13 protein-coding genes are annotated in these 17,120 nt (G+C 43.6%); 9 read left to right on the top strand and 4 right to left on the bottom strand.

Annotation, left to right across the window (positions count from 1 at the left end; genetic code table 11):
- Positions 1 to 161: 161 nt before the first annotated feature.
- Positions 162 to 602: a serine hydrolase domain-containing protein gene (locus GSF04_RS19200; RefSeq protein WP_249122418.1), complete on the bottom strand. Its 441-nt coding sequence runs from the start codon at positions 600 to 602 to the stop codon at positions 162 to 164.
- A gap of 266 nt (positions 603 to 868) precedes the next feature.
- Between GSF04_RS19200 and GSF04_RS19205 the strand changes: the two genes are divergently transcribed.
- The 6 genes from GSF04_RS19205 (at position 869) to GSF04_RS19230 (ending at position 10,336) form a co-directional block, all read left to right on the top strand.
- Entirely contained in the window at positions 869 to 3,751 is a 2,883-nt protein-coding gene (locus tag GSF04_RS19205; RefSeq protein ID WP_211858431.1) for an ATP-binding protein, read from the top strand.
- A 578-nt stretch (positions 3,752 to 4,329) separates the two neighbouring features.
- The gene (locus GSF04_RS19210) at positions 4,330 to 5,766 is read left to right on the top strand and encodes a peptide MFS transporter (RefSeq protein WP_211858432.1); all 1,437 of its coding nucleotides are present in this window, start codon (positions 4,330 to 4,332) and stop codon (positions 5,764 to 5,766) included.
- Positions 5,767 to 6,185: 419 nt separating this feature from the next.
- Positions 6,186 to 7,232: a 4-hydroxyphenylpyruvate dioxygenase gene (gene hppD / locus GSF04_RS19215; protein ID WP_211858435.1), complete on the top strand. Its 1,047-nt coding sequence runs from the start codon at positions 6,186 to 6,188 to the stop codon at positions 7,230 to 7,232.
- Positions 7,233 to 7,364: 132 nt separating this feature from the next.
- Positions 7,365 to 8,678: a fumarylacetoacetase gene (gene fahA, locus GSF04_RS19220; RefSeq protein ID WP_010372399.1), complete on the top strand. Its 1,314-nt coding sequence runs from the start codon at positions 7,365 to 7,367 to the stop codon at positions 8,676 to 8,678.
- A 145-nt stretch (positions 8,679 to 8,823) separates the two neighbouring features.
- Entirely contained in the window at positions 8,824 to 9,903 is a 1,080-nt protein-coding gene (locus tag GSF04_RS19225; RefSeq protein WP_211858437.1) for a M23 family metallopeptidase, read from the top strand.
- Positions 9,904 to 9,940: 37 nt separating this feature from the next.
- A complete protein-coding gene (locus GSF04_RS19230) occupies positions 9,941 to 10,336 on the top strand; it encodes a polymer-forming cytoskeletal protein (RefSeq protein WP_039493977.1) in 396 nt (131 codons plus the stop codon).
- On the opposite strand, the gene GSF04_RS19235 is transcribed toward GSF04_RS19230, so the two are convergent.
- Complete coding sequence (locus GSF04_RS19235; protein ID WP_130163508.1) at positions 10,333 to 10,803, bottom strand: hotdog fold domain-containing protein; 471 nt, start codon at positions 10,801 to 10,803, stop codon at positions 10,333 to 10,335. The genes GSF04_RS19230 and GSF04_RS19235 overlap by 4 nt on opposite strands.
- A 163-nt stretch (positions 10,804 to 10,966) precedes the next feature.
- Between GSF04_RS19235 and GSF04_RS19240 the strand changes: the two genes are divergently transcribed.
- The 3 genes from GSF04_RS19240 (at position 10,967) to yghU (ending at position 15,303) form a co-directional block, all read left to right on the top strand.
- Positions 10,967 to 12,145: a multidrug effflux MFS transporter gene (locus tag GSF04_RS19240; RefSeq protein ID WP_211858439.1), complete on the top strand. Its 1,179-nt coding sequence runs from the start codon at positions 10,967 to 10,969 to the stop codon at positions 12,143 to 12,145.
- Between the two features lie 241 nt (positions 12,146 to 12,386).
- The gene (locus tag GSF04_RS19245; protein ID WP_069023079.1) at positions 12,387 to 14,225 is read left to right on the top strand and encodes a S8 family serine peptidase; all 1,839 of its coding nucleotides are present in this window, start codon (positions 12,387 to 12,389) and stop codon (positions 14,223 to 14,225) included.
- A gap of 205 nt (positions 14,226 to 14,430) precedes the next feature.
- Entirely contained in the window at positions 14,431 to 15,303 is an 873-nt protein-coding gene (yghU, locus tag GSF04_RS19250) for a glutathione-dependent disulfide-bond oxidoreductase (protein WP_211858440.1), read from the top strand.
- 205 nt (positions 15,304 to 15,508) lie between these two features.
- Here the strand turns inward: yghU and GSF04_RS19255 are convergent, their stop codons facing one another.
- Complete coding sequence (locus GSF04_RS19255; RefSeq protein WP_211858441.1) at positions 15,509 to 15,874, bottom strand: hypothetical protein; 366 nt, start codon at positions 15,872 to 15,874, stop codon at positions 15,509 to 15,511.
- 275 nt (positions 15,875 to 16,149) lie between these two features.
- Entirely contained in the window at positions 16,150 to 17,004 is an 855-nt protein-coding gene (locus tag GSF04_RS19260) for a PD40 domain-containing protein (protein ID WP_039493847.1), read from the bottom strand.
- Positions 17,005 to 17,120 lie beyond the last annotated feature (116 nt).

Consider the following 17,120-nt stretch of genomic DNA (forward strand, 5'->3'; position numbering starts at 1 on the left):
CAAAGGGCAGCGCTTGATTGGCATTTCTACTGTGTTATCGCCTGACTCACATAGAATAACTATGCTACGCCGGCTCTGCCTTGTATAAATACCAATCAAACTGCTGCAAAAACAAACTTGAAAGATCAACAGGCCCTAGTGTAACAGACTCAAATTCAGGGTTAATTTTTTCCGATTAACTCAGGAAAAACATCACTCACCCGACTGTCAAATCGAATTAACCCCTGCTCAACCAAGCGAGCAGCGACGGTTGCTGTCATGGACTTACTGAACGAACCAATCGACCACTTATCAAGTTTGGTGACCAGAGCTTGCCCTGTGCTCACTCGCACACCAGCTACATCAAGCTCAATCAACTCATCGCCATAAACGATAAACCCGCCAAGTGCGGGCATAGCAAACTCAGCCCGGATTGCTTCCAGTTGTTCGTTGAGTAGCCCGTCTCCCACCTTGCCATAGCGCGGCGGAGTGACGGCTATGTCTTCGTTAGCACTCTTTTCAATAACAATAGAATTGTCACTGTTATTACAGCCAGTTAGTAAGGCGCAGCCCAACAGTGTAATAAACCAACCAAACGCCAGCCGACTTTGACGTAGAAACATGAGATATCCTTATAAGTATTAGGTTGAACGAATACTACTTTATAAAAACGTTACGTAAAATTTAATTTTTATTAAAGTTTAATGCTTTACACATCGCAGGCGTAGTTACAATTATCGAGATAACAACCTGATTATTTTAAGATTTAAAACAATCAGGTGTTCTCAGTGGATTGCCACTATTGATTGAAAAACGAGAGGTAAAAACTTGCCGAAGGTGGTAGGATTGCTACAACTAATAAGTATAAATAATTCTTTCGGGATTAAGCATGCCAAATAGCGCGAATACCAATGCAAATGGACGGATACTTTTTTTATTTATCGCAATACTGACTGTTGGATTATGTAGCGCCGCAGGTGCTTACCTACTGCCAAAGCAAGCTGACGTCCCTGACGCACCAACCGTAAACCTACAACAACAAGCAACAACAGTTGCAACTCCCCTTGCTAAGGTGGTCACACAACACGGTTTTGACAGTGCCAAACAGATTGTATCCGCATTATTAGCATCTAACGAACACTTGGGCGCCTATTTGTACGTCAATACGGGGATGGGGCAACCAAACCTAGTATTTCAACAAAGTGCAGGTGAGCAAATCATTGCTCTAAATCGCGAAGAGTCTTATAACAAAGACACAATGCAGGTTTACCACATGCCACTGCGACTAGATGAGCAAAACGTTGGTGAACTCATTTTGACTTATACACCACCCGTTGTAACTACATCATCAGGCGATCCATTCATTGCCTATATACTGCTCGCTGCCGCTATTATTAGCGCCTTGATGATTGTTGTGATTGCGGCTCGTCGGCTTTCTGGCGCATCAAGTAACGATACTGAAGAGCTTATCTCAGAAATCAATCATCTAACGATGGATAAAAACTACAAGTCGACGGTGGGTACTTATTATAGTGGCGGTCTGGCTGAGGTTGCTGAAGCGATAAATGCGCTGTTAAAGCAAGTACAATCATCCATAGAGTCCGATCAAGCAACGCAAAATGAGTTAAAGCAGCTTCAAGAAAGTCTCGAAACTGAAGTTCAAGCCCGCACGCTGGCGCTAGAAAAAGCGATTTTAAATGCGGAGCGTGCTAGTGATGCTAAAACCACTTTCTTAGCCACCATGAGCCATGAGATCCGCACGCCAATGAACGGCGTCATTGGTACTATTGATTTACTGCGTCAAACCGATCTTGATGGTGCTCAACATCGCCTCACCACGATTATTCGCGACTCGGCTTTCTCTTTACTTGGTATTCTCGATGATATTCTCGACTTTTCTAAAATTGAGGCTGGTAAATTACGCATAGACAATAGTGCTTTCTCGGTGGCTGAAACCACAGAGGAAGTCGCACGCGTGCTTTCATCAGTAGCAAAAAAACGTAAGTTAGACCTACAACTGTTTATTGCTCCTGACATTCCAACGAATTTAGTTGGTGACACCGTTCGCGTTAGGCAAGTACTTTATAACCTGTGCAGTAATGCCATTAAATTCACGACTACAGATGACTCAACCCAAGGTTATGTAAAAATCTCCGTTGAAGTTGCTCAAAACACCTCAGAGCATTACACCTTACGCTTTACCGTCACTGACAATGGTAAAGGCATGACAAAAGCTCAGTTGAGAGAAATTTTTAATCCGTTTATTCAAGCTGAGGGCTCTATCACCCGAGAATTTGGCGGTACAGGACTTGGCCTTTCTATTTGTAAAAGTTTAATCGAACTCATGCTAGGTAGTATCCATGTTAACTCGGATATTGGCATGGGAAGCGAGTTTGTCGTGGAATTGCCATTTAGTGTGGATGGCAAAGTCAATTACGCAAATAAGCAATTGTTAAACGGCCGCACAGTTGCCCTACTCACCCCAAATAATGAAAGACGCACTATTTTAAGTCGCTATCTTTCATTCATGGGCGCGAGCGTGATTGCTATCGATGAAAGCGAAATAACCGAGAACCAACACGAGGACAAGTTGATCTGGGTGCTAGACGGTTTAGACGGCATGGACAAGGTCAATGAAGAGCTAAGAACCGTAGTTTATTCGCTTGAGAAAAACGAACAGCAGGTTGTTGTCCTAAGTAAAATGGACGAAGCCGCCCTTAATCACAAAAATATTTTCTACCTCAATGCATCTCCGTTATGTAAGTCTAGCTTTATGACGGCTATCTTGGTTGCTGCTGGTTTGCATAAACCAAAGGAAATTAAACCGTCACGCACTATCAACGATTTTTTAAGCGTTGATGAAGCAAGAGCAACCAACAAACTGGTGTTGTTAGTTGAAGATAACGTATTAAATCAGCAAGTACTGACCGACCAATTACACCTGTTAGGCTATGGTGTCGAGGTTGCAGAAAATGGTGAGGAAGGCCTAGAGCTTTGGAAAAAAGAGCACTTCTCAATCGTACTGACTGATTTGCATATGCCCAAAATGTCAGGATACGACATGGTCAAACATATTAGAGACTATGTAGAAACCGCAACAGATACCATCGAACAACCATACATCATTGCCGTAACAGCCAATGCGCTCAAAGGTGAAAGAGAACGTTGTGAGGCTGGTGGTATGAATGACTATATCACCAAACCAGTAGAGTTAAATGTATTAGAGGCAACGCTTAATAAGTGTATAGAAAGCTTACCAAAAGCACAGCAACCGAGACCAAGTACTGAGCCATCAGCTGTTGGACCAGCAGCCGCTAGCCAAGTACAGCCGGGATCAGAGCAAGAAACAGAGCTAGAGCCTGAAGTTGATGAAGTTATGGTGGCTGAGCCTGAAGTTATTGCGACAGAAGCAAGCGAGCCCGCGCCAGCTATCAATATGGACATGCTCAACAAGTATGTAAATCATGATGAAGCGAAACGCAATCGCTTTTTCCGAATGTACTTAGAGCAAAGTAGCCAGTTAACACGTGATGTAAATGGTGCGGTGATCACGATGAGCCAAGAAGAAATCATTGAAGCTTGTCATCAACTTAAGTCCATTTCTAAAACTATCGGTGCCGAAAAAGTAGCTGAAACAGCCATAGAGTTTGAGACTTTATGTAAGGAAGGCACGCTTACCACCGATCAGCTGATCCAGATGCGTGATAAATTGGAGCAGGACTTTTTAGCCGCAACCGAGTTTATCCAACAATATTTGAGTCAAGAAGCCTAATGATGTGGGGGTCGCAGCCCCCACAAATCCTGTCACCACTAGGGGGCAGGCACTTTCTCAGTCAAGTAAAGATAAATGGATCGCAGGGCCGACTTGCTCCTACACCTGCAATGAGTGGTAAATATCAGCGATATTAATGCTCACGCCATTCGTTTAGATATAACCACCATCTAAAAGAATGATCCTTCCCTGAATCACTGACCGCATTTTATGCGCTTTCTGACTCCAAACACTTCCCCTATTAATTCTCACTGAGTATACTGACGCACTTTTTTAAATTAGTTAGTCGTTACATACAACAAACGCTAGTTGAAATAGGTACTGGTCACCCGTTCAAAAAAAGTACAGGCATGCCTGAGTTCATACAAGCAAATATCTGATTAAGATTTTTACTCGGTGACTCGATGAGCAATGCCAATCTGCATTGAAAAGTGTTCTATTTACCGCACGTCGTTTCAAACGTTGCACGCTAAGTACATGGCTCATTATTCAGTGTTGATTGAAAAACATTAGATGCAATAACGCATCCTTTATAAAAATGACCAGATACAACACATTGATTAGATTAGGAAGTACATATGAATTCAGTTCCGAAGGCCGGAGAATTTCTGGGTCACCCTAAAGGCCTCTTCTTATTATTTGGTACCGAAATGTGGGAGCGCTTTGGCTACTACGGTATGCGTGCCATCTTAGTTCTTTATCTTGTAGCACAAGTTCAAAATGGTGGCTTCGGTTGGAGTAATGCCGACGCACTAAGTCTTTACGGCACATTTACGATGGCCGTTTATCTCACCCCACTATTTGGTGGTTGGCTTGCAGATAACGTATTAGGTCAGCGCAAAGCCATCATTATTGGCGGTATTTTAATGGCTGCTGGCCATTTTATTATGGGTATTCCTCACAGCGTTGTGGCAGGACAAGAAGTAAACGTCTTCTACCTTGGCTTGGCATTGCTTTGTTTAGGTAATGGTCTATTCAAGCCAAATATCTCAACGATGGTTGGCGATTTATACCAAGAAGGTGACAAGCGCCGTGACGGTGCATTCACTATCTTCTATATGGGTATCAACTTAGGTGGTGCACTAGGTCCACTTGTTGCGGGTTATGTAGCAGCGGTCGTGAACTGGCAGGCAGGCTTTATCGCAGCAGGTATTGGTATGATCATTTCTGTGGTTATGCAGCTTATCTTAAGCCAGAAATACCTTGGCGATATCGGTAAAGTACCTTCAGCTAAACTTTCTCAACAGATGTCTGACTCACAGACTAAAGAACCGCTTACGAAGAAAGAAAAAGATCGTATCCGTGTTATTTTCACCATGAGTGTTTTCTCAATTATCTTCTGGATGGGTTTCGAACAGGCTGGTGGTTTGATGAACCTATTCGCAAACGACTATACCAACCGTATGTTTATGGGCTTTGAGATACCGGCTTCTTGGTTCCAGTCGCTTAACTCTATCTTCATCATTGTATTTGCGCCATTAGTAGCGATGATCTGGTTAAAGCTAGATAACAAAGAGCCGAACTCTCCAGTGAAGTTTGCAATTGGTCTAGTGTTCTTAGCACTTGGTTTCTTAACCATGATGCTTGCGCTTGCAACAGAAGGTGGTGAAGCCGGTGGCACACTTCAGATCAGCATGATTTGGTTAGTATTGTTCTACATGTTCCACACCCTTGGTGAACTATGTTTATCACCGATCGGTCTTTCTATGGTAAGTAAACTGGCGCCGCTGCGCTTAGCATCACTGCTAATGGGTATTTGGTTCCTATGTACAGCGGTTGCAAACAAGCTTGCTGGCCTTGTTGGCTCTTTCATCGGTGAAGGCCAAGAAGCAATGGAAAACGCGATGAGCATCTTCATTGGTTTAGGCGGCGTTGCCTTGCTATCTGCTATGTTAATGTATCTATTAAGCAACAAGCTTGTAGATTGGATGCACGGCGCTGAGGGCAAGCACGAACCTCATACGCAAGAACATTACCTTGCGGAAGAGCTAGAAGTATCCGCTGAGAAGCAATAATATTTGCTGTAAACCACGCTAATTTAGCGTGGTTTACCTCTCCCACAATAGCCATACGTAAAGATTTAAATACACTTAGCGCCATTTCCCCTCTCAATGTAGTCGTGTGATAAAAATCCCCTCTCTCATATAGTCCATCAACTAAAAACATAAAAACCAAATAAAATCATGGTAATATAAAAATAAAGTTACAAAATACCCCGCAAAGCACCTTGCTGTTTTTAGTCAAAATTTAAGCAAAAATAATTGTCGTCACGCCTGTGTCAATTTTGTGTCTTTTACATGGCAATTGTGCAACTAAATTTACAAAGTCTCCTACTGCTATTTACTGCCTCTAACTTCCCCTTTGCAGTAATTTGATTAATCATCCAGTCATAAATACTAACAAGTCACCCAGTGCTTAATACGGGAGTAAAACAATGAGTGAAGTAAATAATCCACTAGGCCTAGTCGGCATCGAGTTTACAGAATATGCAACACCAGACGCTGATTACATGGATAAAGTATTCACTGACTTTGGATTCTCAAAACTAAAGAAATTTAAAGACAAAGATATCGTTTACTACAACCAGCACGATATTCACTTCCTGTTGAATAACGAGCGTGAAGGCTTCTCAGCACAGTTTGCTAAAAGCCACGGCCCGGCAATTTGCTCTATGGGCTGGCGTGTAGAAAATGCGCAAAAGGCGTTTGATACTGCGGTTGAGCGTGGTGCAAAACCTGCGACTGACTCAACACACAAAGACTTACCATACCCAGCGATTTACGGTATCGGCGATAGCCTTATCTATTTCATCGAAAACTTTGGCGATAAAGGGTCAATCTTCGAGCAAGACTTCGTTGACCTAGAAGAGCAAAAGATTGTTGAAGACAAAGGCTTTAAGCGCATCGACCACCTAACGAACAATGTTTACAAAGGGACGATGGAAACTTGGGCTAACTTCTATAAAGACGTATTTGGCTTTACTGAAGTTCGTTACTTTGACATCAAAGGTCAAAAAACGGCGCTGCTTTCTTATGCACTTAAGTCACCATGTGGCACCTTCTCTATTCCAATCAACGAAGGCAAAGACGACAACAACAACCAGATCGATGAGTACTTAGATGAGTACAATGGTCCAGGTGTACAGCATTTAGCATTTTTGACTGACGACTTGGTTAGTTCACTAGATAAACTAGACAAGAGCACCATTGCCACCTTAGATATCGTAGATCACTACTACGACACTATCTTTGACCGTGTGCCTTGGGTTAAAGAAGATAAAGAAAAGATCAGACAGCACCAAATCCTAGTAGATAGCCAAAGCGAAGACTGCTACCTACTGCAGATCTTCACTAAAAACCTGTTTGGCCCAATCTTCATCGAAATGATCCAACGAGTTGACGATGGCGGCTTTGGTGAAGGTAACTTCCAAGCGTTATTCGAGTCAATTGAACGCGACCAAGAGCGCCGTGGTGTAATCTAAACACACATATCAAATTAATGAAAAAGCAGCTAGCGATAGCTGCTTTTTGTGGTTTATCAAATTGCTATTACGACTTGAGTTTTTCACTTTTGACCATAACTCAAGTTGAAAGCCAAAATTAAAGGAAAGGCAATGTCTCAAATTAATGAAACACACGACATCCAATTAACAAGTTGGGTAGCTAGTGCGAATGCGACTGGAACTGATTTCCCTATTCAAAACTTACCTTTTGCAGTATTTCGTCGTAAGAACAGTAACGAAGAGTTTCGTGGCGGTGTTGCGATTGGCGATCAAGTATTAGACCTTGGCGCAGTTGTTGACGCTAACCTATTTTCAGGCGACGCCGCAGAGGCCGCCGAAGCAGCAAATGCCCCTGCATTAAATGAATTTATGGGTATGGGCCAGCAGTACTGGTCAGCACTTCGACTTGCCCTGTCTCGTGCATTACGTGAAGGTTCTGAGCTGCAATCAAGCCTTGAAGGCGCATTGGTTGCACAAGATGATGTAGAGTACGCTCTACCTTGCCACATTGGCGATTACACCGACTTTTATACCTCTATCTATCACGCAACAGCGGTAGGTAGCCTGTTCCGTCCTGATAACCCGCTGCTACCAAACTACAAGTGGGTACCAATCGGTTATCATGGCCGTGCATCGTCTATTGGTGTATCAGGTCAAACCTTCCCTCGCCCGAAAGGCCAGACCAAAGCACCAGATGCAGATACGCCGTCATTCGGTCCTTGTAAGCGTCTAGACTATGAACTAGAACTAGGTATTTACCTAGGTAAAGGCAATGAACTTGGCGACTCTATCGCAATTAAAGACGCTGAAGATCACGTTTTTGGTTTCTGTTTATTCAATGACTGGTCTGCACGTGACTTACAAGCTTGGGAATATCAACCATTAGGTCCATTCCTTGCGAAAAACTTCGCTTCAACGGTTTCTCCTTGGGTTGTAACCACCGAAGCACTTGCACCATATCGTACTCAATGGCACCGTGATGAAAACGATCCACAACCGCTGGAATACTTAGAATCAACGCAAAACCGCGAGTCTGGTGCTATTGATATTCGCATGGATGTCTTACTAGAGACTGAAAAAATGCGTAGCGAAGGCGCTAAACCAAGCAAACTGTCTGAATCCAGCTTCAAGCACAGCTATTGGACAGTGGCGCAAATGGTTACACACCACACTGTGAATGGCTGTAACTTCTTACCGGGTGATATGCTAGGTTCAGGCACGCAATCAGGCCCTGAGCATGTAGAAGCGGGTTCATTACTCGAACTGTCGCGCGGCGGTAAAGAAACTATCACGCTTGCAAACGGCGAAGAGCGTAAGTTCCTAGAAGATGGCGATAAAGTAATTATGCGCGGTTGGTGTGAAGCCCAAGGCTACAACCGTATCGGCTTTGGCTGTGTTGAAGGCACTGTACTTCCAGCAAAATAATCGCAATTATTCGTGCGTTAATCGCAATTTTATTTACTTTTAAATCAAAGGCATGATGATTTCATGCCTTTTTTTAGTTCTAAAAACTGGAAATTTGACTAAAAATTGTTAGAGTGTAGCGCTGATTTAAATCCGAGGTTGAACGTTGCAAGTACTCAAGCGCCTATATCTAAAGCTGTTTAAGCCGACTCAATTAATTGTTCGTCAAGACGCAACTGTCAAGATGCTGAAACTGCCATCTTGGGTTCAAGCTTGCTCGATTTTGATTTTGCTTGCTGTCGCCATTTGGATAGCCAATGCCTCACTCAAATTACAAGAAAACGGTGACAAGCTTACTAAAGAGCAACAAAACTTAGCGCAGCTGCAAGCCAAGTGGCAAAAAGAAAAATCACAGCTTCAAGCACAATTAGCACAGCAAAAAGGCATGCTTGACCAACTGTCACAGCAGCACAGTGTGCTTGAATCATTGGTTGATTCGACTCAAACAACTGACGACAACGCAGTGGAAGGCGAGCTAGAAGAAACACCGACAGACCTTAACAGCTCACAACCAAGTACCACAACCGAATTTGCTCCCCAAGCCAGTCACCTACTTATCCAGCAACGACAGCTCAGCGAACAACTTGGGCAATCGTTCAGCGCTGAAATTGCAGCGATGCAAGAATCCATCGACAGTGCAGGATTACAACTATCATCTGACTTCTCAGAAGCACAAGGTGGTCCCTACTTCCAAGCCGACTTAGAATTGGTAGAAGCCAGCTTTATTAATGCCATTGACCAATACGCTGTTTATGCGCAGTTAGCGACGATGATTGGCCAACTGCCAGATACACTGCCTGTCGCTCAGGAGAAATATTATGTCTCCAGTGCTTTTGGTTTTCGTAAAGACCCGATCACTGGCCGCCGTGCCTATCATAAAGGTATCGATCTCGCAGGTTGGCACAAAACACAGATAGTAGCCCCAGCTTCTGGCACCGTTAAACGAGCGGGGAAAAATGGCGGCTATGGCAACTTTATCGAAATTGAACACGCTAATGATATCACCACACGCTATGGTCACCTTCACACCATCAAAGTGAAAGCGGGTCAACAAATCAATAAAGGTGATGTAATTGCATTAATGGGCAGCACAGGAAGAAGTACAGCGACACACTTGCACTATGAAGTGATTCAAGGTAAAAAACACCTAAACCCAATTAAAATCGCTCGCGCATTCAATAAGTAACATATAATTGCAATTGCGCTGCGGTAGCGAGGAATTCGTGTTTAACTCTTTTAAAAACCAACGAAACGACGTCCCGGCTATTATTGCTCAAAGCACTAAAGTCACGGGCGATATTGTCTGCGAAGGTGAACTGCAATTAGATGGTACCGTCCATGGTAACCTCGACATCGAAAAACTAATCATCGGCAATAAAGGTTTAGTACAAGGTAATATCCAAGCCAATGAACTGACGATATTAGGCAAAGTGGAAGGTGATATTCAGGCCAAACAAGTCACGCTGCTTCCTAGCGCTCAAGTATTTGGCAATATCGAACACGAAACCTTAACGATTGAAGCTGGTGCGCATGTCGATGGTAAATTGACACATCGTAACGAGCGAGCCAATAACGTCACGGCAATTGACTCTGCTGACGATCAAACCATAAACAATTAAGATCTTTTCGCGCTGATATACATGTTAATGTCGGCGTGAAATACTTTCTCTCCCGCAGTATTAAAAACTTCCACCGGTACAACTAGCTCTTCTTTATCTTGCCATGTTCGCGGATATTCTATTTGCGCCACAGCATGCAGATCGGTCTCAGCTTTCGCTAAATATTGCACTGACATCCCCTTTGGGATCCAGCGATGGGTTTTATGGTTGATGGTTGCGTCTGTCATGACTCCTGCACACAACTCCGCAAGATTACACTGAGCAATAGCGTGAACCGTACCTATGTGGTTATGAATGGCTTTACGGTTACGAATTGTGGCTCTACAAACGCCAGGCTTCAATTGTGTGATTTTAGGCTTAATGGTGCCAAAGTAAGGAGCCTTACGACATACCGCCTTACTGAACATCCATTTACCAAATGGCAACCAACTCATCCTTTTATAAATTTTTAAAAGTGGTGCAGACATAAGATTTTTCTAAAATGATTTTGCTTAAAATTAACACATCTGACCAGTTAATCAACCGTCTACAATTATCAGCGAATAAAATATCTTAAAAATTTGCTAAATCGGCGCTTTGTCCTGTCTTTTCTCATTCTCCACAATACAATAACGGCCAAAAGGAGACGCCATGACCCAATCAAATTCAAAAGCACTGATTTTTATTCTCGCTTTACTTGTTATCTTTTGCCCTTTAGGTATCGATCTCTATCTACCTGCGTTTGTGGACATGCAGTCCAGCCTTCAAGTATCTGAAAGCCAAATTCAGCAAACTGTGAGTATTTATATGTTAGCTGTGGGTCTTGGACAATTGATAGCAGGTCCGCTTGCGGATAAATATGGTCGTAAGCCAGTTGCACTGGTTGGAATAGTGTTGTTCGCGCTTGGCGCCGTGATGGCAAGCACAGTCTCCACTTGGCCACTTATGATGGTAGCTCGAGTGCTACAAGGCCTAGGCGCTTGCGCCACTTTTGTCAGCGCTTTTGCTATTGTTCGTGATAGCTTTGGACATAAAGGCAGTGGCCAAATGATTACTTACCTAAATGGTATTGTATGTTTTATCCCAGCGTTAGCGCCTATTTTAGGTGCATGGCTCACCGTCGAATTTGGCTGGCAGAGTAATTTTAGCTTTTTGTTTGGCTTTGCCGCTCTTGGCCTCATCTTGGTTTCTCTTATCTATAAAGAAACTCGCCCCGAAGATACGCATTACAGCGGTCATATTCTAGATTTGAGACGTTTTAAGCCGATGCTCAGTAGCACGACTTTCATTTACAATGCCGCCTTAGCAATGCTTGGTATGGCTGCAATGCTGGTATTTGTGATTTCGGCTCCGGGGTGGATAATGGCAAAAATGGGTGGCAGTGTTTCCGACTTCACGTTTTGGTTTACTGGCAATGCAGCGTTGAGTATTGTCGCAAGTTTTATTGCTCCCCACTTCATCAAGCGCAATAGCCAGAAATCGCTCACCTTTGGCCTCGCCGTTTTTAGCTTTAGCGGCCTGTTGTTACTGGCTTTGCCACAAACTGAAATCGCGCATTTTGTACTGCCGATGTATATGGCGTCAGTCGGCTTTGCGTTTACGATTGGAGCCGCGGCAGGTAAAGCGTTATCTGGGTTTGCTAAACAAGCTGGAACGGCCTCAGCGCTGATTGGGGTACTACAGATGAGTGGCGCAGGGGTGCTTGCAACCATGACGCAACCACTGGCATTGGATGCCCCAATTCAACTTGCGTTGCATTTGCTACTCGCACTACCTTTCCTGCTATTGCTGACTACGAAGCATCGTCACCAGCTTCACAGTGCAGCTTAATTAGAATTGATATAATAGCAATTATCAGTACAGTTCCTGTATTAATAACTACGATGTATGGTTAGACGTCCTGTCATAACCATACATTATATCAAAGTAATTAAATATTCTTATTAATTCCACAAAACTGTATAATTTACTCTTTACGAGTTCTTGTTATTGGTTATATGCTAACCACCGTTAAGAAGTTGTTAGTTTTTATTAACAACAATATTCACGCAATGTAACTGAGAAAATAACAATGAAATTAAACAAGTTAACTGGGGCACTACTCATCGCTGGCGCTTGCGCTATGGCACAAGCACAGGCATCTGACGATCGATACATCATTCAGGTCGACAATTCGAAAAAAGGCGTCGTAAAAGCACTTGCTAAAAAGCTTGGCGCTGAGCTGCACGTTGATGGCGATGGCTTCTTTGCTGCAACTTTTACTGGCAAAGATCTTAGTCAAGTAAAAGGCTTATTAAACAACCCACACATCAAACTCGTTGAAGCAGACCAAAAGCGTTACCCACTGGGGATTTATAACGACGACGCAGGTAACCCAATGCAGCAACAGGTTACGCCTTATGCTGTGTACCAATCACAAGCAAATCAACTTACTTTCGATGCGAACGCTGGCATGAAAGTATGTGTGATTGACTCAGGTCTTGACCAATCAAACCCTGATTTCATTTGGGGTAATATCACCGGTGATAATGACAGCGGCACAGGTAATTGGTATGAAAATGGTGGTCCACACGGCACACACGTAGCCGGTACTATCGGTGCTGCTGACAATAATATTGGTGTTATCGGCATGGCACCTGGCGTGCCAATGCACATTATTAAAGTATTTAACGCAGAAGGCTGGGGCTACTCTTCTGACCTTGCTCACGCGGCAAACCTATGCTCACAAGCAGGTGCAAACATCATCAATATGAGTTTGGGCGGTGGTGGCTCAAACAATACAGAGTCAAACGCATTTGAAAACTTCCGTAATGCTGGTGGCTTAGTGGTTGCGGCAGCTGGTAACGATGGCAACAATGTTCGTTCATATCCTGCAGGCTATCCTTCAGTAATGATGATCGGTGCAAACGATGCAGATAATCAAATTGCAGACTTTTCTCAGTATCCAAGCTGTACTTCTGGCCGTGGAAAACGCGCGACTAACGACGAGCATATTTGTGTAGAGGTAACTGCAGGCGGTGTTGATACACTTTCAACTTACCCAGCAGACATGGCGACTTCTTCAAGCATGACAGCTGACGGTGCGGCGTTTGCAAGTTCAGCAATGGAAAACAGTGGTAACGCGTCAGGCTCGCTTTACTTTATGGGCACCGCTGAAGCAACTGATGGTGCTGCAAACGGTAAGGTGTGCCTAATTGACCGTGGTAATATTTCATTCCACGATAAAGTAGCAAACTGTGAAGCATCTGGTGGTATCGGTGCGATTATCGTAAATAATGAAGCTGGCATGCTATACGGCACTTTAGGTGATACTAACAGCACATCAATCCCAGCGGTTGGCGCTGCATTTGAAGATCGCACTGCGTTGATGGCAGCTACAAACGCGAACATCAGCATTGGTACGAGTGATTATGGCTTAATGAGCGGCACGTCAATGGCAACTCCTGCTGTTGCAGGTCTTGCAGCACTGGTATGGTCTAACCACCCAGAGTGTACTGGTGAAGAAATCCGTAGTGCATTAAAAGCAACCGCAGCAGATGCTGGCGCTGCAGGTAAAGACGTGTACTTTGGTTACGGTATCGTTAAAGCAGCAGATGCGAGCGCTTACTTAACCGCTAACGGTTGTGCTGGTGGTGGTACAGGTTCAGGTGACGGTGATAACACGACAAGCGTTGAGCTTTCAGCTTCGGGTTATAAGCAAAAAGGTAACAGTTATGTTGACTTAAGCTGGAACGGTGCAAGCACGTCACAAGTCGATATTTATCGTAACGGTAGTAAAATTGTCACAACTAGCAATGATAATAGTCATACAGACAGCATCAGTGTTAAAGGCGGCGGTACATACGGCTACCAAGTGTGCGAACAAGGTAGCACTGCGGCCTGTTCAGCAACACAAACTGTTGTGTTTTAACTCCCAACCAATTCAAGAATGCCGGTCTTTTGATCGGCATTTTTTTATTCTACTACTCTCCCCATCTTTTGTTGATAGCTTGTTCATATCCCTCTCTTAAGATCTGGACACAACGAGTAAGCCTGTATCCACAAAGATTTGTTCATTTCCATTTCACTTCTACACTCTATAATGGATTTGGACAGTCACAGAAGGAGTTCATGAAATGAGTACATCGGGTTATACCCCACCTAAAGTTTGGCAGTGGCCATGGCAAAGTGGCGATGGTAGTAAATTCGCAAATATCAACCGCCCTACTGCAGGCGCACGATTCGAAAAGTCCCTACCGCAAGGCAAACACCCGTTACAACTCTACTCCCTCGCGACCCCAAACGGCGTGAAAGTGACTATCTTGCTAGAAGAGCTTTTGGCAGCCGGGGTAAAAGAAGCAGAATACGATGCCTTTTTAATTAATATCATGGAAGGTGAGCAATTTAGCTCAGGGTTTGTTGCACTTAATCCAAATTCTAAGATCCCCGCGTTATTAGATACCAGCACCAAGGAACCTACCAAAATCTTTGAATCTGGCTCCATTTTGCTTTATTTAGCTGAAAAATTCCAAAAGTTCATTCCTCAAGATCCCACAAAACGCACCGAGTGCCTCAACTGGTTATTTTGGCAAATGGGGGCTGCACCACTACTTGGTGGTGGATTTGGTCACTTCTATGCCTACGCACCCGAGCACTACGAGTATCCAATCAACCGCTACACGATGGAAGTGAAGCGCCAACTGGACTTACTAAATCAACACCTAGCCACAAGAGAATATATTTGTAGCGATGAATACACTATCGCTGATATGGCAATCTGGCCGTGGTATGGCGTGCTAGCTCAGGGACACCTATACGATGCGGCAGAGTTTTTAGACGTCAATGGCTATGAACACGTGATCCGCTGGGCTGGACTCATCGCTTCAAGAGAAGCGGTCAAACGCGGAAAAATGGTAAATAAAACATGGGGAGAACCTCATGAGCAACTTCATGAAAGACACGACGCCAGCGACTTTGATACCAACACCCAAGACAAACTAGAACCATAACCTTACCTTGGTTTAACAAGGGTTAGCCTTGTCTATCGGGTTTGATTAATCAGATTTAATCAAACCCGATTGTCTGTGTATCAGAAAAGAATAGTGTTAGCACCTTGCTAGAAGCGTAAAACGCTTTGGTGGTATTCTTCAACGGATTTGTAGCACTTTAGTCAGCACTTTCTTATTAGAGCGTCGAACACATCTGCATTAGTGTTTACCCAAAGATATGAAATCCACTTTGTAATCTTCCGACGATCGCGACTAAACCGCTTCCCATTATCACACCTATAAGAAGCGTTCCGAAAATAAGACATACATAGAGTAATGTCCAAGCACTGGAAGATTTTGCTCCCCCCAGCCCCTCTGAAGTATTGTCGGAACATCGGTAGATTCTACGCAAACTTCTTTCCACCCCAAAAACGGTGCCGCCGATCAAGCCAAAAAGCAGTGCGACCGCGAAAGTAATAACCCGATACTCTGGATTATCAAAACCATCCCATAAAAGAATAGCGCCGTTGATCCAAGCTAACCCGGTACAGCCCCATGAGGCAAGTAGATAGATTATCAGCATGCGTTTCATTGATTACCTACTTTCGGCAAAACGACTATTGAAAATAGTCTATCAGCGCTAATGATTGATGTTCAGTTTTATATGCTTCAATATCGTAAAACTTAACCACGTTTTCGTCGGAAAAATAGCTAACAAAGCAAGACTGTTATCTCTTGATAGCTAATTAAGAATTAACCGAGATGTTTCTAATTCTGGAAATTGCACTTAAATTCTCTTTGAATTAACGCCCGCAGAAGACGCGCCGTATTTTGGCGTCGCTCTTGCTGCGATTGTTATATGGTTTATTATTCAGGTCTAAGTGTCTCAAAAAACTGCGCATCCACCCAATATACATCGGAATCTTCTGAGCTAATCTTTCTATTAAAGAAAAAATATTTTCCGTCTGGCGATACGACTCCTCCAGTGTCCGGACCTTCTGTGTTTATCTTATCCCCTAAGTTAATGGCGGCCCCCCATGAACCATCTCGCTGTCGAAAACTTATATACAAATCCGAATCGCCGTACCCGCCTTCTCGTTCGCTGTCCCAAATTAAATAACTTTCATCTGGGGCAATGAAGGGGTGAGCTGTCCATTTTCCTGCGTTGATTTCTTTGCCAAATGCTTTTGGTGCTTCCCTATTTCCATCTATCAATCTGGAATACCGAATGGTGCCAATCTCTGTTCGTTCATCAAAAACGTAGGTGCCATTAGCGGAAGCTGTAAGGACCATGATAGGGATGCCCTCAAACGGGGGACCAAGACTTTTTAACTCTGACCAACCTTTATCGGTGCGCTCCCTATACTTATTTCCAGAGTGCATCGTTTTACCATCAGGCGAGATAGATCCACCCATCCGGGGGCCCAATACTGTCTCGTGCCATTGATTATTCTCGAATTTAAAAACAAGCGTCGTACTTTTTCTACTTTTTTTATTGTTCCTAGTAAAATAATACTCTTTCATGTCGGGTGAGAAGCGCCCGGTCCAATCACGATGCTCTTTCGATACAATACCAGGGGCGAAAACTTCAGGCATTAAGCCAGGAGGATGTTGCCCAAGATAAGGGCCCTCTAACACTGAAAAGTCATCCTGAGCATGACTTCCACTACTCATTATCAACACAGGAAGTAGCAGAAATACGAAACGGTAATTAGATTTCATGATTTTTGTCCTTATTTTATAATCAGCAAATTATTTCACATCGATTAAATTTGATAAAATTAGCTGTCAAATTAACCAAACTGACTTTTAAATACTTGACGTCCTAATGACTTTTA

Origin of the sequence: Pseudoalteromonas sp. A22 (assembly GCF_018141345.1) — a bacterium.
GTDB lineage: Bacteria > Pseudomonadota > Gammaproteobacteria > Enterobacterales > Alteromonadaceae > Pseudoalteromonas > Pseudoalteromonas maricaloris.

Excerpts from the sequence above, each read along its gene's own strand:
- GSF04_RS19200 (WP_249122418.1), bottom strand. The coding sequence starts at position 602 with ATGTTTCTACGTCAAAGTCGGCTGGCGTTTGGTTGGTTTATTACACTG.
- GSF04_RS19210 (WP_211858432.1), top strand. The coding sequence starts at position 4,330 with ATGAATTCAGTTCCGAAGGCCGGAGAATTTCTGGGTCACCCTAAAGGC.
- GSF04_RS19235 (WP_130163508.1), bottom strand. The coding sequence starts at position 10,803 with ATGTCTGCACCACTTTTAAAAATTTATAAAAGGATGAGTTGGTTGCCA.
- GSF04_RS19240 (WP_211858439.1), top strand. The coding sequence starts at position 10,967 with ATGACCCAATCAAATTCAAAAGCACTGATTTTTATTCTCGCTTTACTT.
- hppD (WP_211858435.1), top strand. The coding sequence starts at position 6,186 with ATGAGTGAAGTAAATAATCCACTAGGCCTAGTCGGCATCGAGTTTACA.
- GSF04_RS19260 (WP_039493847.1), bottom strand. The coding sequence starts at position 17,004 with ATGAAATCTAATTACCGTTTCGTATTTCTGCTACTTCCTGTGTTGATA.
- yghU (WP_211858440.1), top strand. The coding sequence starts at position 14,431 with ATGAGTACATCGGGTTATACCCCACCTAAAGTTTGGCAGTGGCCATGG.
- GSF04_RS19255 (WP_211858441.1), bottom strand. The coding sequence starts at position 15,874 with ATGAAACGCATGCTGATAATCTATCTACTTGCCTCATGGGGCTGTACC.
- GSF04_RS19245 (WP_069023079.1), top strand. The coding sequence starts at position 12,387 with ATGAAATTAAACAAGTTAACTGGGGCACTACTCATCGCTGGCGCTTGC.
- GSF04_RS19205 (WP_211858431.1), top strand. The coding sequence starts at position 869 with ATGCCAAATAGCGCGAATACCAATGCAAATGGACGGATACTTTTTTTA.
- fahA (WP_010372399.1), top strand. The coding sequence starts at position 7,365 with ATGTCTCAAATTAATGAAACACACGACATCCAATTAACAAGTTGGGTA.